General features: G+C 72.2%; 26 protein-coding genes. 11 read left to right on the top strand and 15 right to left on the bottom strand.

The genetic code is table 11. The annotated features are described in order from the left end of the window. Positions 1-252 precede the first annotated feature (252 nt). The 5 genes from AAC944_RS34395 (at position 253) to AAC944_RS34375 (ending at position 4965) form a co-directional block, all read left to right on the top strand. Positions 253-1491, top strand: a complete 1239-nt coding sequence (locus AAC944_RS34395; protein WP_030608249.1) for a MurT ligase domain-containing protein — start codon at positions 253-255, stop codon at positions 1489-1491. A 31-nt stretch (positions 1492-1522) separates the two neighbouring features. Further along, positions 1523-2251: a type 1 glutamine amidotransferase gene (locus AAC944_RS34390; protein WP_030608251.1), complete on the top strand. Its 729-nt coding sequence runs from the start codon at positions 1523-1525 to the stop codon at positions 2249-2251. A gap of 258 nt (positions 2252-2509) precedes the next feature. Further along, the gene (locus AAC944_RS34385; RefSeq protein WP_030608253.1) at positions 2510-3535 is read left to right on the top strand and encodes a 6-phosphofructokinase; all 1026 of its coding nucleotides are present in this window, start codon (positions 2510-2512) and stop codon (positions 3533-3535) included. A 179-nt stretch (positions 3536-3714) separates the two neighbouring features. Then, positions 3715-4677 (top strand): cytochrome c oxidase assembly protein, encoded by a 963-nt coding sequence (locus AAC944_RS34380; RefSeq protein ID WP_030608256.1) that lies wholly within the window; start codon positions 3715-3717, stop codon positions 4675-4677. A gap of 129 nt (positions 4678-4806) precedes the next feature. Further along, positions 4807-4965, top strand: coding sequence for a hypothetical protein (locus AAC944_RS34375; protein ID WP_030608258.1), 159 nt, complete (start codon positions 4807-4809; stop codon positions 4963-4965). 73 nt (positions 4966-5038) lie between these two features. On the opposite strand, the gene AAC944_RS34370 is transcribed toward AAC944_RS34375, so the two are convergent. The 3 genes from AAC944_RS34370 to gntA form a co-directional block, all read right to left on the bottom strand. Continuing rightward, positions 5039-6394, bottom strand: coding sequence for a cytochrome P450 (locus AAC944_RS34370; protein ID WP_030608261.1), 1356 nt, complete (start codon positions 6392-6394; stop codon positions 5039-5041). A gap of 73 nt (positions 6395-6467) precedes the next feature. Beyond that, on the bottom strand, positions 6468-8015 hold the full coding sequence (locus AAC944_RS34365) for an adenosine deaminase family protein (protein WP_368396652.1): 1548 nt from the start codon (positions 8013-8015) through the stop codon (positions 6468-6470). 209 nt (positions 8016-8224) lie between these two features. Continuing rightward, complete coding sequence (gntA, locus tag AAC944_RS34360) at positions 8225-8929, bottom strand: guanitoxin biosynthesis heme-dependent pre-guanitoxin N-hydroxylase GntA (RefSeq protein ID WP_030608267.1); 705 nt, start codon at positions 8927-8929, stop codon at positions 8225-8227. 414 nt (positions 8930-9343) lie between these two features. Here gntA and AAC944_RS34355 point away from each other — a divergent pair, with 414 nt between their 5' ends. Together AAC944_RS34355 and AAC944_RS34350 are read left to right on the top strand one after the other, a co-directional pair. Further along, the gene (locus AAC944_RS34355; protein WP_030608270.1) at positions 9344-9763 is read left to right on the top strand and encodes an SRPBCC family protein; all 420 of its coding nucleotides are present in this window, start codon (positions 9344-9346) and stop codon (positions 9761-9763) included. A gap of 46 nt (positions 9764-9809) precedes the next feature. Further along, complete coding sequence (locus AAC944_RS34350) at positions 9810-10628, top strand: SDR family oxidoreductase (RefSeq protein WP_051871387.1); 819 nt, start codon at positions 9810-9812, stop codon at positions 10626-10628. A gap of 24 nt (positions 10629-10652) precedes the next feature. Here AAC944_RS34350 and AAC944_RS34345 read toward each other — a convergent pair whose 3' ends face one another. Continuing rightward, positions 10653-11690, bottom strand: a complete 1038-nt coding sequence (locus AAC944_RS34345; protein ID WP_030608276.1) for an alpha/beta fold hydrolase — start codon at positions 11688-11690, stop codon at positions 10653-10655. Positions 11691-11943: 253 nt separating this feature from the next. Here AAC944_RS34345 and AAC944_RS34340 point away from each other — a divergent pair, with 253 nt between their 5' ends. Next, entirely contained in the window at positions 11944-13581 is a 1638-nt protein-coding gene (locus tag AAC944_RS34340) for an NAD-dependent malic enzyme (protein ID WP_030608279.1), read from the top strand. Between the two features lie 12 nt (positions 13582-13593). Here the strand turns inward: AAC944_RS34340 and AAC944_RS34335 are convergent, their stop codons facing one another. The 6 genes from AAC944_RS34335 to AAC944_RS34310 form a co-directional block, all read right to left on the bottom strand. After that, positions 13594-14343 carry an SDR family oxidoreductase gene (locus AAC944_RS34335; RefSeq protein WP_030608282.1) on the bottom strand — a complete coding sequence of 250 codons (750 nt, stop codon included), beginning with the start codon at positions 14341-14343 and terminating at the stop codon, positions 13594-13596. Positions 14344-14364: 21 nt separating this feature from the next. Then, complete coding sequence (locus tag AAC944_RS34330; protein ID WP_030608285.1) at positions 14365-14787, bottom strand: cupin domain-containing protein; 423 nt, start codon at positions 14785-14787, stop codon at positions 14365-14367. 178 nt (positions 14788-14965) lie between these two features. Then, positions 14966-15613 carry a LysE family translocator gene (locus AAC944_RS34325; RefSeq protein ID WP_030608288.1) on the bottom strand — a complete coding sequence of 216 codons (648 nt, stop codon included), beginning with the start codon at positions 15611-15613 and terminating at the stop codon, positions 14966-14968. Between the two features lie 85 nt (positions 15614-15698). Further along, positions 15699-16091: a VOC family protein gene (locus tag AAC944_RS34320; protein ID WP_030608291.1), complete on the bottom strand. Its 393-nt coding sequence runs from the start codon at positions 16089-16091 to the stop codon at positions 15699-15701. Then, on the bottom strand, positions 16088-16381 hold the full coding sequence (locus tag AAC944_RS34315) for an ArsR/SmtB family transcription factor (RefSeq protein ID WP_030608294.1): 294 nt from the start codon (positions 16379-16381) through the stop codon (positions 16088-16090). Before AAC944_RS34315 ends, AAC944_RS34320 begins: the two co-directional genes overlap by 4 nt. A 30-nt stretch (positions 16382-16411) precedes the next feature. Then, entirely contained in the window at positions 16412-17029 is a 618-nt protein-coding gene (locus AAC944_RS34310; protein WP_030608297.1) for a TetR/AcrR family transcriptional regulator, read from the bottom strand. Positions 17030-17159: 130 nt separating this feature from the next. Between AAC944_RS34310 and AAC944_RS34305 the strand changes: the two genes are divergently transcribed. Next, a complete protein-coding gene (locus AAC944_RS34305; RefSeq protein WP_030608301.1) occupies positions 17160-18071 on the top strand; it encodes an alpha/beta fold hydrolase in 912 nt (303 codons plus the stop codon). Positions 18072-18301: 230 nt separating this feature from the next. Next, positions 18302-19579 carry a ricin-type beta-trefoil lectin domain protein gene (locus tag AAC944_RS34300; protein WP_030608305.1) on the top strand — a complete coding sequence of 426 codons (1278 nt, stop codon included), beginning with the start codon at positions 18302-18304 and terminating at the stop codon, positions 19577-19579. A 70-nt stretch (positions 19580-19649) separates the two neighbouring features. Here AAC944_RS34300 and AAC944_RS34295 read toward each other — a convergent pair whose 3' ends face one another. From AAC944_RS34295 to AAC944_RS34275, 5 genes are all read right to left on the bottom strand, one after another. Continuing rightward, a complete protein-coding gene (locus AAC944_RS34295) occupies positions 19650-20294 on the bottom strand; it encodes a fasciclin domain-containing protein (protein WP_030608308.1) in 645 nt (214 codons plus the stop codon). A 71-nt stretch (positions 20295-20365) separates the two neighbouring features. Beyond that, positions 20366-21952, bottom strand: a complete 1587-nt coding sequence (locus AAC944_RS34290; RefSeq protein ID WP_438272771.1) for a molybdopterin-dependent oxidoreductase — start codon at positions 21950-21952, stop codon at positions 20366-20368. A 132-nt stretch (positions 21953-22084) separates the two neighbouring features. Further along, positions 22085-22801, bottom strand: coding sequence for an alpha/beta hydrolase (locus AAC944_RS34285; protein ID WP_196942768.1), 717 nt, complete (start codon positions 22799-22801; stop codon positions 22085-22087). 59 nt (positions 22802-22860) lie between these two features. After that, a complete protein-coding gene (locus AAC944_RS34280; protein WP_030608318.1) occupies positions 22861-23607 on the bottom strand; it encodes an anti-sigma factor in 747 nt (248 codons plus the stop codon). Next, the gene (locus AAC944_RS34275; protein ID WP_030608320.1) at positions 23604-24194 is read right to left on the bottom strand and encodes a sigma-70 family RNA polymerase sigma factor; all 591 of its coding nucleotides are present in this window, start codon (positions 24192-24194) and stop codon (positions 23604-23606) included. The genes AAC944_RS34280 and AAC944_RS34275 overlap by 4 nt, the downstream gene beginning before the upstream one ends. A 212-nt stretch (positions 24195-24406) precedes the next feature. Here AAC944_RS34275 and AAC944_RS34270 point away from each other — a divergent pair, with 212 nt between their 5' ends. Further along, positions 24407-24796 (top strand): tautomerase family protein, encoded by a 390-nt coding sequence (locus AAC944_RS34270; RefSeq protein ID WP_030608323.1) that lies wholly within the window; start codon positions 24407-24409, stop codon positions 24794-24796. Positions 24797-24914 lie beyond the last annotated feature (118 nt).

Genomic DNA, 24914 nt, shown 5'->3' with positions numbered 1-24914 from the left:
GAAAGGGTACGTTCCGGCCGACGACCAGCGGCGTTCCGGTCCCGGCCGACGGGCACGCCGCCCCGTCCGGAACACTGCCGCGCCGGTAACCTTCACACTTCCCCACGGGTGGTCTGGTTCGGGCTCCGGCGTGGAAATCGATAGGCTGATCCCCAACCACAGCCTCCCGGCCGGCCGGGCCGGTACGGAGGGGCGTTCCACCGGCGGCCCCAGGGGGCATGAGGGCGCCGGATGCAAGGAGGAACCAGAACGATGGCAGGCAACACGGACCCGCTGTCGCCGCGGGCCAGGCTGGCCGTGACGGCGGGCAGGGCCGCGGCGGCGGCGTCGCGCGCGGTGGGCCGCGGCAGCGGCTCGGTGATCGGTGGCAAGGTCGCCCTCAGGCTCGACCCCGACCTGCTGGCCCGGCTCGCGACCCACCTGGACGTGGTCCTGGTGTCCGCGACCAACGGCAAGACCACCACCACGCGGCTGATCGCGGAGGCGCTGCGGGCCAGCGGTCCCGTGGTCTCCAACGCACTCGGCGCGAACATGCCGGCCGGCATCACCTCGGCGCTCGCCGGGGGTTCGGACGCGAAGTACGGCGTCATCGAGGTCGACGAGAAGTACCTCGCGGGCGTCGCCCGGGACGTCACCCCCAAGGCCATCGCGCTGCTCAACCTTTCGCGTGACCAGCTCGACCGCGCCGCCGAGACCCGCATGCTGGCGGAGAAGTGGCGCGAGGGCCTGGCGGGTTCCAAGGCGCTCGTCGTCGCCAACGCCGACGACCCGCTGATCGTCTGGGCCGCCTCCTCGTCCGCCAACGTCGTCTGGGTCGCCGCCGGCCAGGAGTGGAAGGACGACGCCTGGTCCTGCCCGTCCTGCGGCGGCGTGATGCAGCGCCCCGGCGACGACTGGTTCTGCGGCGAGTGCGGCTTCCGCCGCCCGACGCCGAGCTGGGCGCTCTCCGGCGACCACGTCCTGGACCCGCACGGCTCCGCCTGGCCGATCAAGCTCCAGCTGCCAGGGCGTGCCAACAAGGCCAACGCCACGACCTCGGCCGCAGTGGCCGCCGCGTTCGGTGTGCCCCCGCAGGTCGCCCTGGAGCGGATGTACTCCGTCCAGGCCGTCGCCGGCCGGTACGACGTGGTCTCCTTCATTCAGCGCGAACTGCGGCTGCTGCTGGCGAAGAACCCGGCCGGCTGGCTGGAGACGTTCTCGCTGATCGACCCGCCGCCCACCCCGGTGATCCTGTCCGTCAACGCCCGCGGCGCCGACGGCACGGACACCTCCTGGCTCTGGGACGTCGACTACACCCGGCTCGCCGGCCACCCGATCTTCGTGATCGGCGACCGCAAGCTGGACCTGGCCGTCCGGCTGGAGGTCGCGGGCCTGGACTTCCAGGTGTGCGAGAACGTCGACGAGGCCGTACGGCAGGCACCGCCCGGCCGTATCGAGGTCATCGCGAACTACACCGCCTTCCAGGACCTGCGCCGCCGCGTGGGCAACTGACCGGATCCGCAACGGACAAGGACGAGCAAGCATGAGTGAGAACAGCCTGCGTCTGGTGTGGATCTACCCGGACCTGCTGAGCACGTACGGGGACCAGGGCAACGCACTGGTGGTGGAGCGCCGGGCGCGGCAGCGCCGGCTGGACGTCCAGCGCCTGGACGTCCGCTCCGACCAGCAGATCCCCACCTCGGGCGACATCTACCTGATCGGCGGCGGCGAGGACCGGCCGCAGCGGCTGGCGGCCGAGCGGCTGCGCCGGGACGGCGGCCTGAACCGGGCGGTCGCCAACGGCGCGATCGTCTTCTCGGTCTGCGCCGGGTACCAGATCCTGGGCCACGAGTTCATCAACGACCTGGGCGAGCGCGAGCAGGGCCTCGGGCTGCTGGACGTGGTGAGCACCCGCGGCGAGGGCGAGCGGTGCGTCGGCGACGTACTGGCCGACATCGACCCGCAGCTCAACCTCCCGCCGCTGACCGGCTTCGAGAACCACCAGGGCGTCACGCACCTCGGCCAGACCGCCCGGCCGTTCGCGAAGGTACGGTTCGGCAACGGCAACGGCGTGGGTGACGGCTACGAGGGCGCGTGGAACGACACGGTCTTCGGTACGTACATGCACGGCCCGGTGATGGCCCGTAATCCGCACATCGCCGACCTGCTGATCAAGCTGGCGCTGGACGTGAACGCGCTGCCGCCGGTGAACGACCACTGGTACGAGGCGCTGCGCCAGGAGCGGATCGCGGCGGCGACGCAGCCGGCGTAGGACGCTTACGGGACAACGTTTCGGCACGCGGCCCCCCTTGCCATATCAACGGGCAAGGGGGGTTCGGCGTGCCCGGGTGGGGCGTGTGGGAAGACCTGAGGCGCTCAGGTGTGGCCGGGATCGGCGCATGTGAGGGGCCGCTTTCCCGTAGTGCGGGCAGGCGCTACGGAGGGGTGCGCCGCGCTTGTAGGGTGTGCGCATCCAACCGGACGACGGGGTCCGGGCATCCGGTTGAATCGCAGAGGGTTTCTACGAGCAATGCGTATTGGTGTACTCACCTCCGGAGGCGACTGCCCCGGTCTGAACGCCGTCATCCGCTCCGTCGTGCACCGCGCCGTCGCCGACCACGGCGACGACGTCATCGGCTTCGTCGACGGCTGGCGCGGCCTGCTGGAGTGCGACTACCGCAAGCTCGACCTGGACGCGGTAGGCGGCATCCTGGCCCGTGGCGGCACCATCCTCGGCTCTTCCCGCGTCCAGCCGGCCCATCTGCGGGACGGTGTCGAGCGGGCCCGCGGCCACGTCGCCGACCTCGGCCTCGACGCCATCATCCCGATCGGCGGCGAGGGCACGCTCAAGGCGGCGCGGCTGCTGTCGGACGCCGGGCTGCCGATCGTCGGCGTACCGAAGACGATCGACAACGACATCGCGTCGACCGACCTGACCTTCGGGTTCGACACGGCGGTGGGCGTGGCGACCGAGGCGCTGGACCGCCTCAAGACCACCGCCGAGTCGCATCAGCGGGTGCTGATCGTCGAGGTCATGGGCCGGCACACCGGGTGGATCGCGCTGCACTCCGGCATGGCGGCCGGTGCGCACGCCATCGTCGTGCCCGAGCGGCCCTTCGACATCGAGGAGCTGACGCAGCGGGTCGCGGCACGCTTCGACGCGGGCAAGAAGTTCGCGATCGTCGTCGTGGCGGAGGGTGCGAAGCCGCGCGCCGGCTCGATGGACTTCGAGGTCGGCGGCAAGGACGTGTACGGGCACGAGCGCTTCGCCGGCGTCGCCCGGCAGCTGGCCGACGAGCTGGAGGGCCGGCTCGGCAAGGAGGCCCGTGCGGTGATCCTGGGCCATGTGCAGCGCGGCGGTACGCCGACCGCGTACGACCGTGTGCTCGCGACCCGCTTCGGGTGGCACGCGGTGGAGGCGGCGCACCGCGGCGACTTCGGGATGATGACGGCGCTGCGCGGCACGGACATCACGCTGGTGCCGCTGGCCGAGGCCGTCGAGACGCTGAAGACCGTCCCGGGCGACCGGTACGCGGAAGCGGAGACCGTCCTCTAGGCCCGGCAGCTCCTCCGTGTTTCCGGCCCGCGCCCCGTATCTCCGGCCGCTCCTCCGCGGCTTCCCCGGCTCGCCCGGGCGAGTAGTTGTGCGGCGTACGGGCGGCCCCCGGCCGTGGTCCGTGCCGGGGGCCGCTCTAGGCTGGTCACGGAGCATTGGTGCGAATCAGGAGCGAGCGGATGGATCACAGCGGGCACGGCATGATGATGGATCTGCCGCCGTTCACGCTGGGGCGCGGGCTGGAGTTCGGCGGCGACGCCTTCTTCCTCGTCGGGTGCCTGCTGGGGCTGGCGCTGTACGGCTGGGCCGTACTGCGGCTGCGGCGGCGCGGTGACAGCTGGCCGGTGAGCCGGACCGTGGCCTGGGCCGTGGGCGTGCTGACCGTCGCGCTGGTGATGTGCACGAAGCTCAACGACTACGGCATGGTCATCTTCAGCGTCCACATGGTGCAGCACATGGTGATCAGCATGCTGTCGCCGATCCTGCTGCTGCTCGGCGCGCCGGTGACGCTGACCCTGCGGGCGCTGCCGACCGCGGGCCGGGGCCGTAAGGGCCCGCGCGAGCTGCTGGTGGCGCTGCTGCACAGCCGGTACATGCGGATCATCACGCATCCGGTGTTCACGATCCCGCTGTTCATCGCGAGCCTGTACGTGCTCTACTTCACGCCGCTGTTCGACTTCCTCATGGAGTCGCGGGCCGGACACATCGCGATGATGGTGCACTTCCTGGCCGTCGGCCTGGTCTTCTTCTGGCCGATCATGGGGGTGGACCCGGGTCCGCACCGTCCCGGTTACGTGATGCGGATGCTGGAGCTGTTCGCGGGCATGCCGTTCCACGCGTTCTTCGGCATCGCGCTGATGATGGCGTCGGAGACGATGGTGAAGACGTTCGCGAACCCGCCGGCCTCGCTGGGGGTCGACGCGCTGTCGGACCAGCAGGCGGCGGGCGGTATCGCCTGGGCGTTCAGTGAGATCCCGTCGGTGCTGGTGCTGATCGCGCTGGTCTTCCAGTGGTACACGACGGAGAAGCGGCAGTCGGTGCGGAAGGACCGGGCCGCCGACCGGGACGGCGACAAGGAGCTGGCGGCGTACAACGCCTATCTCGCGTCGCTGAACGCGCGAAGCCAGGGCAGCCAGGGCTGAGAGCCGCCTGGTCCGGACACCGGGCGAGGGCGGTGAGAGCTGGCGGTACGGGCCGCGGCCGGGGAACATGTCCCCAAGGCCGCGGCCCGTGGCATATCCGCGTGCGGGCCGCCGTGAGGAGGGTCCACGATGCCCGGATCGGCTAAGGCAATGGCGGGGTGCACGGTGGGCGGGCTGGTCCTGGCCACGGCGTACACGGTGGCGCTGGGCAGCAGCGGCTGGCTCTGGTTCGCGTGGGTGGTGCTGGCCCTGGTGACGATCGGCGTGCTGACCGGCAAGCGGTGGTGAGCCCTTCCGAGCCCCTGCACGGCCTGCCGCGGGGTCTGCGGATGCACGGGCCTGCCGCGGGGCCGCGGACCGGCTAGGCGCACCGCACGGTGGCCTGGAGCGTGGTGGGCTGGAGGAGCAGGCCGACGCGCGGGGCCGGGTCGGCGGGGGCGACGTCGAGGTGGCAGCGCTGGGCGAGGGTGGCGAGCAGCAGGGCGGCTTCGACCTGGGCGAAGCGGGCGCCGAGGCAGGTGCGCTGGCCGCCGCCGAAGGGGTACCAGGCGTGGTCCGGTACGGGGTCGGGCGCGTCGGGGTCCCAGCGTTCGGGGCGGAACCGGGTGGGCTCGGGGAACCAGCGGGGATCGCGGTGGGTGGTCCACTGGCTGCACCAGACGACGGTGCCGGGCGGGATGCGGATGCCGGCGAGGGTGGCGCCGTCGCGGGCGACGGCGGGGATGATCCAGCCGGGCGGGTAGAGCCGGAGGGACTCCTTGATGATCTGCCGGGTCCAGCGGAGGTTGTCGTAGTCGTCGATGGTGGGCGGACGGCCGGCGAGGACCTGGGCGAGTTCCGCGGTCAGCCGTTCGCGGACCTCCGGCGCGCCTGACAGCAGGTAGAAGGTCCAGGTCAGGGCGGTCGAGGTGGTTTCGTGTCCGGCGGCCCACAGGGTGGTGGCCTCGTCGCGGACCTCTTTGGCGGTCAGCGGGCGGCCTTCTTCGTCGCGGGCGGCGAGGAGCCTGCTGAGCAGGTCGTGGCGTTCCTCGGTGTCGCCGTGCCGCTGCCGGGCGCGGATGAGGCGGTGCACTTCGGCGTCGATGGTGGCGACGGCCCGCAGGAAGCGGCGCCGGCTCGGGGTGGGGGCCCAGCCCGGCAAGAAGAGGCTCATGTTGCGCAGCTCGGCACCGATGCCGTGTTCGGCCTCGGCCATGGCCGCGCTGAGCGCCCGGGTCCGCTCGCCTTCCGCCAGGTCGTTGCCGAAGAGGGTGCGCAGCACGATGCGCTGGGTGATCAGGTTCATCTGGCCGCGCAGGTCGATGCGGTCACCGTCCTGCCATGCGTCGGCCGCGGTCCGCGCGCACTCGACCATGTCCGAGGCGTAGGCGCGGACCTGTCGCGGGCGGACGGTGGGCTGGACCAGGGAGCGCTTGCGGCGCCAGTCGCTGCCCTTGCTGAGGATGACGCTGGTGCCGACGAGCTGTTTCAAGGCCCAGCCGACCTCCAGCAGCTCGAAGGCGTGTTCCCGGGCGGCCAGGAATTCCGCGATGTGCGCGGGGTGGAAGAGGAACAGGCTGCGTTTCGGCCCGAGGGACCAGGTCACCGCGTCCCCGAAGTCGTCCCGCAGCCGTTCGAGGAAGCCCAGGGGGTCTCTCCCGAAGGCCGGGAGGTTGCCGAGCAGGGGCAGGCCGCGCGGTCCGGGGACGGGCTCCAGGGGGACGGGGGACACGGGCATGGAGGGCTCCCGGGGTACTTCGGAAGGCGAGCGGGTACGCGCGGCGGCCGGCGTCGGCCACACTCTTCCAGGGTCAGCCGTTCCTGCGCAGTACGTGCTGCTCGAAACGGGTGAACTCGTCCTCCAGCCGGTGCTGCAGCCGTGCCTTGGGGCCGGTGGCCGGGTGGCCGGCCACGCGGTTCCGGGGGCCGGGGCCGGGCAGGAAGGCTTCCGCCAGGGAGGTACGGGCGAGGTCCTTCAGCTCGGCGTAGGTCAGCCGGTAGGTGGTGGCGGCGCGCTGGTATTCGTGGCTGATGTCGGTACGGGAGATGCCGGGGTCGTCGGTGGCGAGCGTGACGGGCACGCCGGCCCGGCGGTAGCGCGGGAAGGGGTGGTCGTCGCCGGTGACGCCGAGGATCTGGGCGTTGCTGGTCAGCGGCGATTCCAGGGCGATGCCGTGGTGGGCCATGGTGCGGAGCAGTTCTTCCGCGCCGTCCTCGTGTGCCAGGTCCACGCCGTGTCCGATGCGCTCGGCGTGGCCGGTGTGCACGGCTTCCCTGATGTGGAAGCGCAGGTCCGCGGGCTTGACGAGGCCGGGGGTGAGTTCGCCGGCGTGCAGGGTGATGTGGGCCTTCGGGTAGACGCCGTGCAGGTGGTCCAGCATCCGCATGTGGAGCCGGTAGTCGCGCAGGGCGGTCTCGTCGTCCTCGGGGGCGACGAGGTTGACCGCGACGAAGCGGTGGTCGCGTTCGGCCAGCCGCATGCCGAGCGCCAGCTGCGTGAAGACCTGCTCGGGCGGGGCGGTGCGGGTGGCCTGGGAGATGAACCGGAAGGTGACGTGGCAGCCGGGCGCGGGCTTGTCGGTGTCGCAGTGTGCGGTGCGGCGGAAGTCGGCGGTGGCCTTGTCGGCCTCCTGCTGGGCGTGGCGTACGGCGCGGTCCAGCTTGCCGTCGGCCACCAGGGAGGCGTGCATGCGGGAGAGGTCGGCGTCGTAGCCGGCTCGGGCGGCCAGGCGGCGGGCTTCGCCGCCGGCCGGGGTGACCATGGTCTCCAGGTACGACTGGTGGTGCGCGGCGGCGGTGTCGGTCACGTCCGCCAGCAGCTCCCCGGTGTGCCGCCAGGTGACCTCGCCGAACTTGCCGAAGGCGGCGAAGAAGTGGTCGTGTCCGGATTCGCCGGGCGGGAAGTCCTGCATCGACCAGGCGCGGATCAGATGCTGCCGGAAGGCGGGGTCGGTGCGGGTGTCGGCGGCGGGCCGGGTGCCCGGGCCGCAGGGCGCGGGGCCGGCGGTGTCGGTGCGCCGGTCGATGCACAGGCCGTCCTCTGCGGCGAGCCGGACGAGCAGTTCGGTGGAGGCCGCGCCGGAGAGGTGGTTGTGCAGGTCGCCGCCCTTGGGGAGGGCCTTCATGAAAGCGCGTAGCTCCTGCGGCCGGTCCCGGACGCTGTTCAGGTAGGCGTTGACGCGCTGTTCGGCGGGGGTCACCGGCCTGCTGACGGGTGGTGGTACCGCGGCGGCGTCCGATGCGGGCGGCAGGGCGGCGGCGCCGAGGGAGGCGGCACCGAGGAGGGCCAGTACGGGGCGGAGGCCGGGGCGGCGGCGGGGTGCGGAGGCGCTCCTGCGGAGCCGGTTACCGAAGATCACGCTGCATTGTCGGCAGCGGGGGCGTCCGGACGGGAGCTGACAGGCCGCTCAGGGGGCGAGGCCACCCGGTCGGGGCAGCGGAGCGGCGCGCCGGTGACACAGGCCGTGGGCACGGCCGTACGCGGTGGGCACGGCCGTACGCGGTGGGCACGGTCACGGGACGGCGGGCTGCCGGCCCGTGGCCGTGCGTGACCGTGCCGTGCGGTCGCTCAGGCTCCCGAGACGGTCGTCAGCTCGCGTTCCTCCTCGCGTCCGCGGCCGGTCTCCCGGGCGGTGAAGGGGCACTGCCAGTCGGCGGGCTTGGGACGGCCGGAGTAACGGCGGGCCTCGGAAAGCTGCTCGTACTCGTACAGATTGGGATTGATATCGCCCTGCAGCTTGATGTCCTGCTTGCGTATCTTGTCCGCGAGCCGGTCCCACATCCCGGCGCCCTTGATGCTGGCGAACTGCTCGTGGGAATTGAAGGCCAGCATCGGGAAGGGAGGCCGGCGGCCCCATCGGCGGTGGGTCTCGTGCAGACCTATCACGAAGAAGGGATGGCCGGCCACGGAGAACGCGAACTCGCCGGACTGCGGATCGGACGAATAGCCCTCGGCCCAGCGATGGCTTTCCGCGTCCTGTTCGTGGAGCAGCTGGAGCTGTTGCCAGAGAAGCTCTTCGAAGCGCAGCTCATCGACTCCGCGAGGTTCCTCGAAGGTCGCGATGAAGCTGGTGAACGTCCGGGCGCTCCAGTCCGCCGCGCCGACGAATTCCGCGAGGTCGAGCGCCATCAGCCGGGCGGATTCCTCGGTACCCATCCGGTCGTAGTGCCGGTGTGTGATACCGCCCCGGCGCCAGGCCGAACGGCCCGCCAGGCAGGCGAACCGCTCCCCCAGGATGAACTCCTCGACCTCGCCACGCGCATCCGCCGTCATGGCCAGCCTTCCTTCCAATTACGTGCCTCCTCACAGGGAGATCGTTCCGTCGTGCGTACGAAAGCGCCCATCCCGTGCCGGCGGCTCCCGGATCCGCGGGCGGCGGCAGCCGTCACCGCACGCGGGCAGGACCGAGTCCGCTGGAGAACGGGGAATGGTCGCTGAGTGATTGTGACGGCCAAAGGCCGGTCAATGAAAATCCGCGGGGAAATTCCTGCCGACGATTCGCTCACATCTCGGGACGACCACGGCGTTTCACGGACGGTGAGCGGACGAGTGGGACGTGCCGTACAAATGGGTGGTCGTCCGCCGCCGGGCCGCGGCACGGGGCAGACGTTCCGTGGAGGAGTCGACGGCGGGGATCCGTGGAACCCGTGGACGCGTTCCGGACCGAGCGAGAAGGAGAGGCGCGGCATGACCGAGTACGAACGTGCGCGCACGATGCAGGCGCTGCCCGAGCAGGTCTTCGAGCAGGTGGGCGATGTGGCGCGGCTCGATGCCTGGCTGCCTGCCGACCTGCACGTACAGGAGGAGGAACTCCCGGCGGTGACGGTGCACGAGGACCGTACCGGGGAGGACGCGTCCGCCCTGTTCCGGGCCGAGGCCGACCAGCAGCGGGTGGAGTGGGGCACCCGGGAGAACGGCAGCTACGCGGGGTGGCTGCAGGTGTCCGGCATCGGCAGCGGGGCGAGCGAGGTGACCATTCACCTGTCGTTCTTCGAGAAGAGCCACGACCCGGGCGAAGCGGTGGTGCACACCGCACTGGACCGGAGCCTGGAGCGTCTGGAGGAACAGGTCCGGTCGACGGCGAACGGGAGGGACGGCTCCCGGTAGCCCCCTCCCCCGAGAGAGACCCTTCGTCCGCATCAGGAGGACCGTCATGGCCACGAACCCGGCATCCGCCCGGCCCGCCACCCCCGTCGCCGTGATCACCGGCGCCGACTCCGGCATCGGTCGCGCCACCGCCGTACGCCTCGCCGGACACGGCATGGACATCGGCATCACCTGGCACAGCGACCGGGCCGGCGCCGAGGCGACGGCCGAGGAAGTCCGCGCCAAGGGCCGGACCGCGGAGATCGCGCAGCTGGACCTCACGGACCTGCCCGCGGCCGCCGGGACCGTCGACCGGCTCGCCGAGCGGCTGGGCAGGCTCGACGTCCTGGTCAACAACGCCGGCACCGGCACCGCCACGCCGTTCCTGGACATCGGCCACGAGACGTTCCAGCAGGTGGTCGACACCGATCTCACCGGCCCGTTCCTCTGCTCCCAGCTCGCCGCCCGGCGCATGATCGAGCAGGGCGACGGCGGCAGGATCGTCAACGTCACCAGCGTGCACGAGCACCAGCCCCGGGTCGGCGCGGCCCCGTACTGCGCGGCCAAGGGCGGCCTGGGCCTGCTGACGCAGGTCATGGCCCTGGAGCTGGCCGAGCACGGCATCACCGTGAACGCCGTGGCGCCCGGCGAGATCGCCACCCCGATGACCGGCCAGGAGGACGAGGACGTCATGGCCAAGAGCCGGCCCGGCGTCCCGCTGGGCCGGCCGGGCGACGCCCGCGAGGTGGCCGCCGTGATCGCTTTCCTCGCCGGGCCGGACGCGTCGTACGTCACGGGCGCGTCCTGGGCCGTCGACGGCGGCATGCTGCGCATGGGGCCCCAGGCCGGCTCCCACCTCCAGGACGACAGCTGGCGCCGCCCCTGAAGCGCACAGGGCGGCGGCCGGTGGTCACGTGGCGCTGCGCTCGCTCTCGCTCTGGAGCTCGCGCTCGACGGCGCGGTTGCGGGCGTCGTCCGGCTGCCCCGCCGCGCTGCCGGGACGGCCCGCTCTGAGCAGCTCGCGCCACCGTTCGGGGCTCCAGTCGGCCGGCCGGGTCGTGGCGAGGAAGTGCTCCACCGTGGCCAGGAAGCGGGCCGGGTCCGCGGTGAAGGGGAAGTGCCCGGCGTCCTCGAAGACCTCCAGGCGGCTGCCGGGCATCGCGGCGTGCGCGCGCTGGGCGTGCCGTACGGGTATCACGCCGTCCCGCGCCCCCCACAGGAGGAGCGTCGGCATGCCCTCGGCGAGGTAGCACCGGTCCAGCATGGTGACGGCCTGGCCGCGCCAGTCGACCACCGCCCGCAGGCTGCGTACGAACGCGTTGCGGGAGGCCGCGTCCGGCAGCGCGTCGACCAGCCGCGCCAGGACCCGCGCGTCCTGGCCGAGGTCCGTGCCGAGGCCCTTGAGGAGCCCGAGGACCAGCCGGGCCTGGCAGCGCATGCCCGGCAGGCCGAGTACCGCGAGCAGTGCGGCCGCCACCGGCATCGACACGATCCGCAGGACGGCTGTCACCTCCCGCCCCACGCCGCCCGCGCTGACCAGCACCAGACGCTCGGTGCGCTCCGGGAACTGGTACGCGAACTGCATGGCCACCCCGCCCCCGAGCGAGTGTCCGATGAGGGTCGCCCGGTCGATGCCCAGCACGCCCAGCAGGTCGCGGACGCCGTTGGCGTAGGCGGCCACCGAGTAGTCGGCCCGTGGCTTGTCCGAGGCGCCGTGGCCGAGCAGGTCCGGGGCGATCACCGTGTGGTTCCGGGCCAGCGCCGGGAGGACGCCCGCCCAGGTCGCCGAGGAGTCGCCGATGCCGTGGAGGAGGACGAGGGCGGGCCCCTGGCCCGCGTAGCGGTAGGCACGGCGGTAACCGTGCACCACGTGGTAGCGCAGCTCCACGCCGTCGTCCACGGCGGCGTGCAGTCGCCCCGCACGGGGCGGACGCGGTCCGATGGCCACGGGCGCACCTTCCCAGGCAGGCCGACAGGGTCCGCGTACGAGCGTAGGAGCTGTCGCGCCCCGGCACCGTTACCGGAGCGTTTCGCGCACGCTAAGACGCTTGCTCCGAGTCGCCGCCGGCCGTGCGGCCCGGTACGCACGGCGTGATACTGGGCAGTGCGCCCGGGCAGCGGAAGCCACGGGATGACGTACGGACCGGAGAGCGGGGGCGTCGGGAGCGAGGTGAGCACGGGTGGGCGGACTGCCGTGGGTGATGAGCGACCCCCTGACCAACCACGGAACGGCCTTCACCCGGGAGGAGCGTGACCGGCACGATCTGGTGGGACGGCTGCCGGACGGCGTGCTCACCCTGGACCAGCAGGCCCGGCGCGCGTACGACCAGTTGCGGCGGCAGCCCACCGACCTGGCCGCGAACATCTACCTGGAGCAGCTGCACGACCGCAACGAGGTGCTCTACCAGCGGTTGCTGACGGACCACCTGGAAGAGCTGCTGCCCATCGTCTACGACCCGACGGTGGGCCAGGCGATCAAGGATTACAGCCATGAGTACCGGCGCCCGCGAGGGGTGTTCCTGTCCATCGACCGTCCACAGGACATCCGCCGTTCGTTCGAGGCGCTGGACCTGTCGGCGGACGACGTGGACATGGTCGTGGTGACGGATGCCGAGCAGATCCTGGGCATCGGCGACTGGGGCGTGCACGGCATCCAGATCTCGGTAGGCAAGCTCGCGATCTACACGGCAGCGGCGGGCATCGATCCGGGACGCTGCCTCCCGGTGGTGCTCGACGTCGGCACCGACAACGAGACGCTGCTCAACGACCCGCTCTACCTCGGCGTCCGGCACAGCCGGGTCCGGGGCGAGCGGTACGACCGGTTCGTGGCCGACTACGTGCGGACCGTCTCCGAGCTGTACCCGCACGCCCTGCTGCACTTCGAGGACTTCGGGGCCGGCAACGCCCGGCGCATCCTGGAGACCTACGGCGAGCGCCACCGCCTGTTCAACGACGACATGCAGGGCACCGGCGCCATCACGCTCGCGGCGGTGTCGTCCGCGCTGGACGTCACCGGCGCCGCGTTCCGCGACCAGCGGGTCGTGGTGTTCGGCGCCGGCACGGCGGGCGTCGGCATCGCCGACCAGCTGCGCGCGGCCATGGTCCGCGACGGCCTGGACGAGGACACGGCGACCCGGCGGTTCTGGCTCGTCGACAAGCCGGGGCTGCTGCGGGACGGCATGCCGGACCTCCGCGACTACCAGCGCGGCTACGCCCGCCCCGCCGCCGAGGCCGACGGCTGGACCGACGACGGCCACATCGGCCTGCTGACGACCGTACGGAACGTCCGCCCGACGATCCTGGTGGGCACCTCGACCGTCCGGGGCGCCTTCACCCGCGAGGTGGTGACGGCCATGGCGGAACACGTCGACCGGCCCGTCGTCCTCCCCCTCTCCAACCCCACCGAGCGGATCGAAGCGCTCCCCTCCGACCTGCTGGCCTGGACGGACGGCAAGGCGCTCACCGCGGTCGGCGTCCCGGTCGAGCCCGTGGAGGCCGGCGGCGTGCGCCATGTCATCGGGCAGGCTAACAACGCCCTCGTCTACCCCGGCCTCGGTCTGGGCGTCATCGTCTCGCGTGCCGCACGCGTCACCCCCGGCATGCTGCGGGCCGCCGCCGAAGCCGTCGCGGGGCAGGTGACGACGGGCGAACCGGGCGCCCCGCTGCTGCCGGAGGTGGCGAACCTGCGGGCCTCTTCGGCGACGGTCGCGGTGGCGGTGGTCCGCGCGGCCGCCGAGGACGGGGTGGCCGCCGTCGTACCCGAGGACCCCGTACAGGCCGTGCAGGACGCCATGTGGCAGCCGGAGTACGCCCCGCTGCCCGATGCGTCCGGCCGGTGACGCCGGGGGCTTTCAGGAGGCGGAGCGCAGCCAGTCGTCGAAGCGGGTCGCGGCGAGTTCGGCGCGGCCGTCGTCGGGGACGAGGCTGCGCTCCGACAGTTCCGAACCGAAGTAGGGGGCGTGCGGGTCGGTGACGACCGTGCGCGGGTCGTGCCATGCGCGCAGCGCGTCGGCGACGAGCGCATCGAAGCGGAACTGCTGGGGCCCGGCCACCTCGACGGTGCCCTTCAGCGGGGCCTCCACGGCGGTCCTGGCCACCGCTTCGGCGACGTCGTCGGCCGCCATGGGCTGGATGAGCACGTGCGGCAGGCGCACGGTGTCACCGTCGGTGGCGGAGTCGGCGATGCCCTTGACGAACTCGTAGAACTGCGTCGCCCGGACGATCGAGTACGGCACCGGTCCCCGCTTGATCAGCTGCTCCTGTGCCACCTTCGCCCGGAAGTAGCCGTTGTCGGGCAGGCCTTCGATGCCGACGATCGACAGTGCCAGGTGGTGTCCGACGCCCGCCGCCTCCTCGGCGGCCAGCAGGTTGCGGGTGGAGGTCGTGAAGAAGTCCAGTACCGCCGACTCCTCGAAGGAGGGCGAGTTGGACACGTCCACGACCGCCTGGGCTCCGGCCAGCGCGTCGGTGAGGCCCTCCCCGGTGAGGGTGTTGACGCCCGTGCCCGGCGAGGCGGCCACCGCCTCGTGCCCGCGGCCGCCCAGCTTGCCGACCACTTTGCTGCCGACGAGGCCGGTGCCTCCGATGACCACGATCTTCACGTCGGGTACTCCTTGCGTGCGTCAGGACGGCCGGGGCGCGCGCAGGTGTGCGCGCCGCTTCAGTTCGTCCTCGTCGACCAGGACGAGCATGGGCTTCTCCGGCACGCAGAGCATGGTGACGAGGAAGCGCAGGCGCGAGTCGGTGCGGTGGTTGGCGTCCTGGTAGTGGATGACGTCCCCGCCGGGCTCCCAGAACGTCTCCCCGGCGCGGACGATCCGCTCCGGTTCGCCCTCCAGCTCGAAGCGCATCTCGCCCTCCAGTACGTAGCCGAAGGCCGGCCCGGAGTGGCGGTGCGGCGGAGTACCCGGGTCGCCGGGCGGGTACTCGATCCGTACGGTCATCACGTGCGCGCCCTGCGGGATGGCGGGCGGAACGGCCTCCTGCAGCACGGTGAGCGCGGTCTTCCAGGCCTCGGAGTGCGGCTGCTCGTTCGCGTCGGGCATGGCGGGTCTCCTCCTGCGCTGCCGGTGGGCGACGCCGCTCCTGCGCTGCCGGCTGGCGACGCCGCATGACGGGGCGTCAGCGCGCCGGCTGCTGGTGGGGCACGTCCGGCAGGAGTCCCATTGTTCAGCGCCCCGGCAGGCCCGGTGAGCGCCGATCCGGACACATCCCCGCGGCGGCTCAGTCCTTGCGGCCCGTCGCGGCGACCGTGACGCCCAGTCCGATCATGGCGAGCCCGCCCGCCCCGCCGACCGCGGCGAGCCGCCGCGGGGAACGCGCGAACCAGCTCCGCGCCGCGGCGGCGCCCAGCCCCCACACGCTGTCCGAGGCCACCGCGATGAGGTTGAAGACCAGCCCGAGCAGCAGCATCTGCACCACGACATGGCCCTGGCCGCGGTCCACGAACTGCGGCAGCACGGCGGCGAAGAACACGATCGTCTTGGGATTGGCCACACCGACCGCGAACCCCTCCCACAATGTGCGCAGACCGCCGTGCGCGGGCCCGTCACCGGCGAACGCGGCCTGCAGCGACCGGCGTTGCCGTACCGCCTTGACGCCGAGATACACCAGGTACGCGGCGCCCACGAGTTTCAGCGCGGTGAACGCGAGGACCGAACGCTCCACGACCGTTCCCACCCCGAGTGCCACGGCGACGACGAGCACGTACGCTCCGAGCGTGTTCCCCACGACGGTGGTCAGCGCGGCGCGGCGCCCGTGCGCCAGCGCCCGCCCGATCACGAACAGCACACTGGGTCCGGGAACCACGATCAGCAGGAACGACATGAGCGCAAACGCGAGAAGCCGGTCGGCCGGCACGACGAATCCCATGGCGGCCATATAACCAGTACGGCCACCGGACGGGTAGCGGACCCCGCGCAGAGTCCCTGCTCGCCGCCGTTCATGAGCGGGGTCCCTACTCGCCGCCGTTCATGATCTGGATCAGGTTGCCGCAGGTGTCGTCCAGGACCGCGGTGGTGACCGGGCCCATCTCCAGCGGCTCCTGGGTGAAGCGCACCCCGAGCCCGCGCAGCCGCTCGAACTCCGCCTGTACGTCGTCCACGGCGAAGGCGGTGGCCGGGATGCCGTCCTCGACCAGCGCCGTCTTGTACGGCCGCACCGCGGGGTGCTCGGAGGGCTCCAGCACCAGCTCGGTACCGTCAGGAACCTCCGGTGAGACCACGGTCAGCCACCGGAACCCCTCACCCAGCGGAACGTCGTGCTTCTTCACGAAGCCCAGCACATCGGTGTAGAAGCGCAGGGCCTTCTCCTGGTCGTCGACGAAGACGCTGGTCAGATGGATCCTCATGGGGTGCTCTCCGGTGCGTCGGGCCTGAGCCACCGGGTCGCGATGCGCTCAAGGGGTTCGGTGTTCAGGTCATGGAACTTGTAGCGGCCCTCGCGTCGGGACACGACCAGGCCCGCGGATTCGAGTACGGCGAGGTGCTGGCTGATCGCCTGGCGGGACATCCCCAGCCCGTGCTTGTTCACCAGCCGCGCGCATATCTCGAACAGGGTCTGGCCGTCCCGTTCGACCAGTTCGTCAAGAATGCGCCGACGGGTGGGGTCGGCCAGCGCCTTGAAGACATCCTCCGCCATGCACCCCACCATAGGCAAGTAGCGACTTGCCTAACAAGCCGGACGCCCGGCCGGGAAGATGCGGTCCAGGTGGTGGTCCAGGACGGCGACGGCGGACTGCGGGGTGCGCTGGCCGACGAGGACACTGGTGCCGAGCCCGGCGGACATGGCGAGCAGTGAGACCGCCTCCAGCCGCGGATCCAGGTCCGCCCGCGTGAGCTGTGCGTCGTACGCCTGCTGGAGCAGGCCGGTCAGCACGTCCTCCGCCGCGTCCGGATTTTTCAGGTACGGCTGGGCGGCGAGCGCTTCGTCGGTCACCGCCAGCACGGCGTACGAGGTGTGGAGGAGGTGGAAGGTGCGGCTCTCCTCATCGGTCGGCAGCGCGGCCTTCAGCAGCGCCTCGACCGTCGCCCGCGGCCCGGCGCCCTCCCCGGCGGCCCGGACCCGGGCGGCGACCCGTACGCCGAACCCGTCGACCAGCTGCCGCAATCCGTGGAGCAGCAGTTTCTCCTTGGTCTCGAAGTAGTACTGCACCAGCCGCAGGGACACCCCCGCCTCCGCGGCCACCTCGCGCATCCCCACGGCGTGCAGTCCGCGCCGCCCGGCGACCCGCACGAGCGCCTCGGCGATCTCGGCCCGCCGTACATCGTGATCCACCCGCTTGGGCACAGCCGCGCCTCCGCTCACTATCGGTCCTTGCACTCGGGCAGCCCGAGGGCTGCCATTTGATGGTACGCCTGTACCATTTTGATGGTACGGTCGTATCACCAAGATTCCGCACTTCCGGAGGTGGCCGACCGTGCCCGAGACCACGACCCGTACCCGGAGAGACGTCGGCCGTTACGTGAGCGACGCCGCGCGCGAGCGCTACTTCGCCGCCTGCGAGGCCGTCTACGCCATGGGAGCGACGGCCCGGGCGGAGAGGGACGTGGAAACGAGCGCCGGCACCACGCACGTCTACCGGTACGACCCCACGGACCCCGCCGCCCTGACCCGCACCCCGATCGTCCTCGTGCACGGGGCAGGCAGCTGCTCCGCCATGTGGTACCCCAACACCCCCGCACTCAGCGCCGCACGCACCGTCTACGCGATCGACACCCCGGGCGACCCGGGCCGCAGCGTGCAGCGCGCACCCCTCCACGAGCCGGAGCGGGCCGCCCAGTGGCTGGACGAGACGCTGGCCGGCCTCGGCCTGGACCGTGTGCATCTGGTCGGCGCCTCCTACGGCGGCTGGCTCGCCCTGAACCAGGCCCACCGCGAGCCCCGCCGCCTCGCCTCGGTCACCCTGCTCGACCCCGGCGGCCTGGAGAAGGTCGGACTGCGCTTCTTCGCCTGGATCTTCGCGAGCCTGCTCGCGACCTCCGCGCCCAAGGCGCTCCGTCCGCGGCTGGCCGCCTGGCTGGAGCAGCCGGTCCTCGTCGTGCCCGAACTACGCGCGATGATCAGAGCCGGTGTCCGCGCCTACCGCGTACGCCGCCCCGCACCCCGTCCCCTCACCGAGGACGAACTGCGCACCCTCCGTACCCCGCTCCACCTGCTGCTCGGCAAGAGGAGCCGCCTCGTGCACCCGCGGCGGCAGGCCGAGCGGGTCCCGCGCCTGGTGCCGGGAGCCCGTGCCGAGATCATCGCGGACACCGGCCACGGGCCGCAGATCGATCACGCGGAACAGCTCAACGCGCGCATGCTCGCGTTCATGAGCTCGGTGGACTGACACCCAGGGGGCGGGCAACCGGCGTGCGTCCGAGGTGACTTGTCCGAGAGCGCTCTCACCAACTTATTGACAGGCTCGCGCCAAGAGCGCTTCACTTCCCGAAGGCAAGGCAGGTCCGGACCAGGCAGGTCCGAACTGCCCCCCGCACCGGTCGGCGTGCTTCGCGCCCCTCGCGTGGCCGATCCCGTTCGGCCACGCCCCCCTCCCCGCCCCCACACCGAGGGAGCCAGATGTCCATACGCGTGTCCCTGCGAAAACACCGGCGCTTCGTCCGCAGCACAGCCCTCGCCGTCGCCGCACTCACCGCGACGCTGAGCTGGGCCCCCGGCTCCGCCACCGCGGCGGTCCCGCCGGCTCCGGCCGCGTCGGCCCAGGCCGTGACCTTCGAGGACAACTTCGACGGCCCCGCCGGGTCAGCCGTCGACGGCGGCAAGTGGCAGGTGGAGACCGGCGACAACGTCAACAACCACGAGCGCCAGTACTACACCGCCGGCAACGCCAACGCCGCCCTCAACGGCCAGGGCCAGCTGGTCATCACCGCACGCAAGGAGAACCCGAACAACTACCAGTGCTGGTACGGCCGTTGTGAGTACACCTCGGCCCGGCTGAACACCTCGGGCCGCTTCACCGCGCAGTACGGCCACGTCGAGGCCCGGATGAAGGTGCCGCGCGGCCAGGGCATGTGGCCGGCGTTCTGGATGCTCGGCAACGACCTCGGCCAGGTCGGCTGGCCCGACAGCGGCGAGATCGACATCATGGAGAACGTCGGCTTCGAACCGGGCACGGTGCACGGCACCCTGCACGGCCCCGGCTACTCCGGCAGCGGCGGCATCGGCGCCGGATACACCCTCCCCAACGGGCAGGCCTTCGCCGACGCCTTCCACACCTTCGCCGTCGACTGGGCCCCCGACTCCATCACCTGGTCCGTGGACGGCAACGTCTACCAGCGCCGCACCCCCGCCGACCTCGGCGGCAAGCAGTGGGTGTTCAACAAGCCGTTCTTCCTCATCCTCAACCTCGCCGTCGGCGGCTACTGGCCGGGCGACCCCGACGGGTCGACCTCCTTCCCCCAGCAGCTCGTCGTCGACCACGTCAAGGTCACCACCTCCGACAGCGCGGGCACCACCGGCACCTTCCGCGGACTGTCCGGCAAGTGCCTGGACGTGGCCGGCGCCAACACCGCCAACGGCACGACCGTGCAGCTCGCCAACTGCAACGGCAACGCCGCGCAGCGCTGGACGACGGGCAGCGACAGCACCGTACGGGCGCTCGGCAAGTGCCTCGACGCCGCCGGTGCCGGCACCGCGGACGGCACCCGCGTACAGCTGTGGGACTGCAACGGCACGGGCGCACAGCGGTGGTCGTACAACGCGTCCACCAACGACCTGGTCAACCTCCCGGCCAACAAGTGCCTGGACGTCGTCGGCAACAACGGGGCCGACGGCACACCGACGCAGATCTGGACGTGCACGGGCGCCGCGAACCAGAAGTGGTCGCTGGTCACGTGAGCGAGCCGAAGCGCCGCCGTGTACGACTGTTGAAGGCAGTGGTACACGGCGGCGCGTCGGCGTACGGGCGTCACAGCTCCGGCATCAGGACACTGTCGACGAGGTGGACCGTGGCGTTGGCGGTGGGCACGTTGCCGCAGACGACCTTGGAGCTGTCGTTGACCGTGTAGTCCGTACCGGAGCCGGAGGTGGTGAGCCGGCTCTTCTGCAGGGTGGGGTACGAACCGTTCTCCAGTTGCGCGGGAGTGAGCTGCCGGCCGACGACGTGGTAGGTCAGGATCTGGGTGAGCATCTCCTTGTCGTCGAGGACCTTGTCGAGCTGGGCCTTGGGAATCTTGTCGAACGCGTCGTTGGTGGGCGCGAACACCGTGATGTTCTCGGCGTTGTTGAGCGTGTCGACCAGGCCGGCCTTCCGGACCGCGGTGACCAGGGTGGACAGGGCCGGGTTGTGGGAGGCGGCAGTGGCGACCGGGTCCGCGGCCATGCCGTCGAAACTGCCCTTGCCGTCCTTGGGCACGGAGGAACAGGCGGGGCCGAAGGGACCCGACATCGCGTTCGTGCCGCCGCCGGTGCCGGACTTCTCCGGTGCGGAGCTGCTGCCGGAGGCCGGCTGGGACGTACCACCGTCCTCGCCGGCGCAGGCGGCCAGTGACAGTGGCAGTGCGACGGCGGCGGTGAGGGCGAGGGCGGCGCGGCGTACGGCGGTGGTGTTCATGAGCTTCTCCTGACGGTGCGTCACTGGAATGGGTCGGTGAGAGGGAGTCGGTTCGTTGCGAGGAACTGGGTTCAGGTCACGGTGACCACCACCGAGTGCCGGCCGGTGGCCCCGTCCGGGACGGTGCGGGCGCGCTTGCCGGTCTGGGTGTAGCCGGTACGGTCCGTCGCGCGGACTTCGAGAGTGTGGGTGCCGGGCCGGGCCGGCCATTCCCACAGCCACTGGCGCCAGGTGTCGCGCGGCCCCTCGGTGGCCAGCCGGGCGTCCTGCCAGGGGCCGCCGTCGACGCGTGCCTCCACCCGCGCGATGCCCTTGTGCTGGGCCCACGCGACACCGGCCACCGCGACCGTGCCGGCCGCGACCGTGGCGAAGGGTTTCGGAGTGTCGATGCGGGACTGGGTCTTGACGGGGGCCTGGCGCGCCCAGCCCCGCTTGACCCAGTAGCTGTCGTACGCGTCGAACGTGGTCAGTTCGATGTCCTGGATCCACTTGCAGGCGGACACGTAGCCGTAGAGGCCGGGGACGAGCATGCGGACCGGGAAGCCGTGCGCGAACGGCAGCGGCTCGCCGTTCATGCCGACAGCGAGCATCGCGTCGCGGCCGTCCAGCACCGTCTCCACCGGGCTCCCGATGGTCATGCCGTCCGCCGAGCGGGCGACGAGCTGGTCGGCCGGACCGCCCCGGGACGGCGGCCGTACGCCCGCTTCGCGCAGCAGTGCCGCCAGGGGCGCGCCCAGCCATCGGGCGGAGCCGACGTACGGGCCGCCGACCTCGTTGGACACGCACGTCATGGTGATGTCGCGGGCGATGAGGTCCCGGCGCAGCAGGTCCCGGAAGTCCAGCGTCAGGGGTGTGGTGACGCCCTTGCCGTGGATGCGCAGCCGCCAGCGGCCGGCGTCCAGGCGCGGGACGGTCAGTGCGGTGTCGACGCGGTAGAAGTCACGGGTGGGGGTGGTGAAGGGGGTCAGTCCGGGCAGCCGCTGGTCCACTCCCCGTGGCAGCTTCGGCGCGGGCGAGGCGGGTGCGGGCAGCCGGACCGCGGCGCGGGAGGCCTCGGCGTCGGCGGCCGTGCCCGAGTCCAGGTGGCGTCCCAGCACTCCGGCTGCGGTGGAGACGGCCGCCACGGCCCCCGCACCGACCAGGAACTGCCGGCGCGCCGGGTGGCCGGGGGGCTCGGCACGGCCGGAGTCGTCGGGACGGTGCCGCCCCGCCGGCAGCCGTCCGGCGAGCCAGTACAGCACCCCGGCTCCGACTGCCGCGCCCACCGACGAAGGGAGCGCGTCGACGGCGCCCGTCGAGTCGGGCCTGCCGGTCGCGGCGAGCACCCCGACGGCGCCGAGGACCAGCACGCCGAGGGAGGCGGTACGCCGTACGCGGGTGGCGAGTACGCCCAGTGCCACGGCGAACAGCGCGAGCGTGACCAGGATGCCGAGCTGCAGGACGAGCTTGTCGTCGGTGCCGAAGCGGCGGATCGCCCAGTCCTTCACCGGCGCCGGTGTGCGGTCGATGACCGCACCGCCCACCGCGGTGACCGGGCCCGCCCCGGGCCGTACGGCCACGGCGACCAGCTCGGCCACCGCCAGCGCCGAGCAACCGGCCAGCAGTCCGCTCGTCGCCGCGGCGGCGGTCCGGGTGGCTGTGCTTCCTCGTGTGCTCACACCCCGTATTCGGAGCCGGCGGTCAGCGGGATTGGTCGGTCCGCCGGGCCGCGCTCACCGCGCGGTGTTCACCAGGCAGTGTTCATCTCGCGGTGTACCACGTCTTTCATCTCGCGGTGCATCACGCCGTGTTCACCACTCCGAAGGGTCCGGGCCCGCCGTGCCGCCGGAGAATCGCTCCGCCACCACCGGTGGCAGCGGCGTCCGGCCCAAGAGGCCCGTGACCAGGGAGACGGTGAGGCGGTGCCAGTCGCCTGCCCTGCGCAGCATCGGATGGTCGCCGCCCCGCATCACCACCGTGGACGGCAGGGCACCCGCTTCGGCCGCCCGCGCGGCGAACTGCCAGGAGGCGCGGGGGTCGGTCGTCCGGTCACGGTCACCGTGCACGAGGACGAGGCGGCGGCCGCGCAGCTGCGCCACCGGCTCGTGCTCGGGGCACCACGGGGCGAGGGCCACGACGGACCGGACCATCGGGTGCCCGGCGGCCCGCAGCGCCGCGCGCCCGCCCATGGAGTGCCCCACCAGCACGACGGGCACCTCCCCCACCCGCCGGCCCAGCTCGTCCACCGCGCGCCGGGCGTCCCGCGCCGCGTCCTCCCGGTCACCGTTCCAGCCGCGGTGGCGGTACCGCACCTCCCCCACGAACACCTCGCCCCCGGCCGTCGCCCGCTCGATCCCCCGGGTGAAGGGGCGCATGCGGGCAGCGGCCAGGTTCCAGCGCCGGGGCGCGCCGAGCCCGTCGACGCTCCCGCCGTGCAGTACCAGCACCGCGGCGTCCACCGTCCGTGCCGCGGCGGCACGTGTCACCAGCGCGGAGCCCACGCCGCACGCACCCGTTTCCTCGCCCATCGTCGCCTCGTCTCGCTCTTCGCCAACTGTCGGCGACACCTGCCCGCGATGCATCCTCCTCAAGCAGGAAACCGCAGCAGTCCGACCGGCGCCGAGGTGGGCTGCCGGGAGCCGCCGGCGGGCTCGACGGTGAGGCCCATGCCCGAGGCCTCGCCCACGGGGCCTTCCAGCAGCGCGGAGTGGGCGCCGGTGCCGCCGCCCGCACCCATCAGACCGGCGGACCGCATCCTGCCGCCGTCGTCGAACCACAGCTGGTACACCTTGCCTTCGGGCAGTCCGGGCAGCCCCGAGGCGAGGAACGCCGCCCGGTCCCGGGCGCGGGACACCACCACCGTGCCGGTCGCCCCGCCCTTGAGCCGGGCCGTGGTGACCTCGGCGTCCGGCGCGGTGAACACGGCGTCGATCCGGTCGGCCCGCTCCTCGGCCTGCTGCGCCCGGCTGCGTGCGTCCTGCGCCGCCTGGTGCTGCCACACGGCGATCCCGCCGAACGCCGCGCTGGCGGCCACGCAGGCCGCCAGCGCGAAGCGCGACAGCGGACGGTGCCACCGTCGGACGGCGCGCGACGCGCCCCGCGGGGGCTCCTGACGCACGGTGCCGATCCGCTGCAGGACCCGGTCCTTCATCTCCGGCGGCGGGGCCTCCGCGACGGCGAGCCCGAGCCGTTCGGCGGTCGCGGAGAACTCCCGCACCTCCTGCGCGCACGCCTCGCACACGGCGAGGTGCCGCTCGAACTCGGCCCGTTCCGCCGGCGGCAGCGCGTGCAGTACGTACGCTCCGCTCGCGGTGTGCAGATCGGCGCCGGTCATACGCTCACCCCCAGGCAGTCACGGAGCCGGATCAGGCCGTCGCGCAGCCGCGTCTTCACCGTGCCCAGCGGCAGCGTCAGCAGCTGGGCGACCTCGCGGTACGTCAGGCCCTGGTAGTACGCGAGGGTCACCGATTCCCGCTGCAGTTCGGTGAGGGCGCCCAGGCACCGGCGTACCCGTTGCCGTTCCCAGCGGCTCTCGACCTGCTCGGTCACCTCGTCGTAGGCGGGAGTGTGCGCCAGCAGCGCCGCCCGGTGCTCGCGTGCGGTCTCGGCCTGTGCCGCCCGTACCCGGTCCACGGCACGCCGGTGGGCCAGCGTCAGCACCCATGTCATCGCCCGGCCCTTGTCGGGGCGGAAGCGGGCCGCGCAGCGCCAGACCTCGATGAGCACTTCCTGGGCGACCTCCTCGGACTGGGCCGGGTCGCGGAGTACGCGCCGGACGAGACCCAGCACCGGCCCGCTCACCCGGTCGTACACCGCGTCGAAGGCCTCCTGGTCACCGCCTGCGACCCGGTTCAGCAGCACCTCCAGTTCGGGTCCGGTGGGCTCGGCCGGCGAGGCGGCGGGAGTGTCGGCGGACCTCATGCGGCTCCTCTCGTGCGCTGACGGATCCGGACGTACGCATCCGGCCCCTTATCCCGGGGCAGAGGTGATTCGGAGCCGACGCGCCAGGGGATTGGTCCGCCCGCGGAGTTTTCCCGGAGAGGACTGTAACTACTAGTATGTACGTTCGCAGGGCGGGCCCGGCGGCCCTCGCTCGCCCTGCCCGCCTCCCACCCACCATCCCAGGAGAGCTCATGCCACTGGTCCGTATCGACGCGATGGGTACCGACGGCGAACGGCTCGACGCGCTCGGCCGCGCGGTGCACGACGCCCTGGTCGAGACGGTCGGCTTCCCGTCCGACGACCGGTTCCAGATCCTGACCGGTCACGACGGCACCCGCAGCACACTGCGCTACGACGACTACCTCGGCGTGCACCGCGACGACGGCATCGTGTACGTCGCGATCACCATGCGCTCAGGCCGCACCCCCGCGCAGAAGCAGGCGCTGTACCGGCGGATCGCCGAACTCGCCCACGCGTACGCGGGAACCGAGCCGAGGAACGTGTTCGTCACCGTCACCGAGAACGGGCCGGCCGACTGGTCCCTCGGCAACGGCGAAGCGCAGTACGTCACTTCGGGGTGAGGGTGCCGGACGCGGGCGGGGCCCGGGTGCGGTAGGAGCGGCCGAGTCCGGGGCCGAGGACGACCGTGTGCCCCAGCGCTCATGCCAAGGACATACCGCAGGGTTCGGTGGGTGCCGA

Origin of the sequence: Streptomyces sclerotialus (assembly GCF_040907265.1) — a bacterium.
Lineage (GTDB): Bacteria > Actinomycetota > Actinomycetes > Streptomycetales > Streptomycetaceae > Streptomyces > Streptomyces sclerotialus.
The sequence above is the reverse complement of the archived record's forward strand: the minus strand, read 5'-3'. Positions and strand labels throughout refer to the sequence as shown.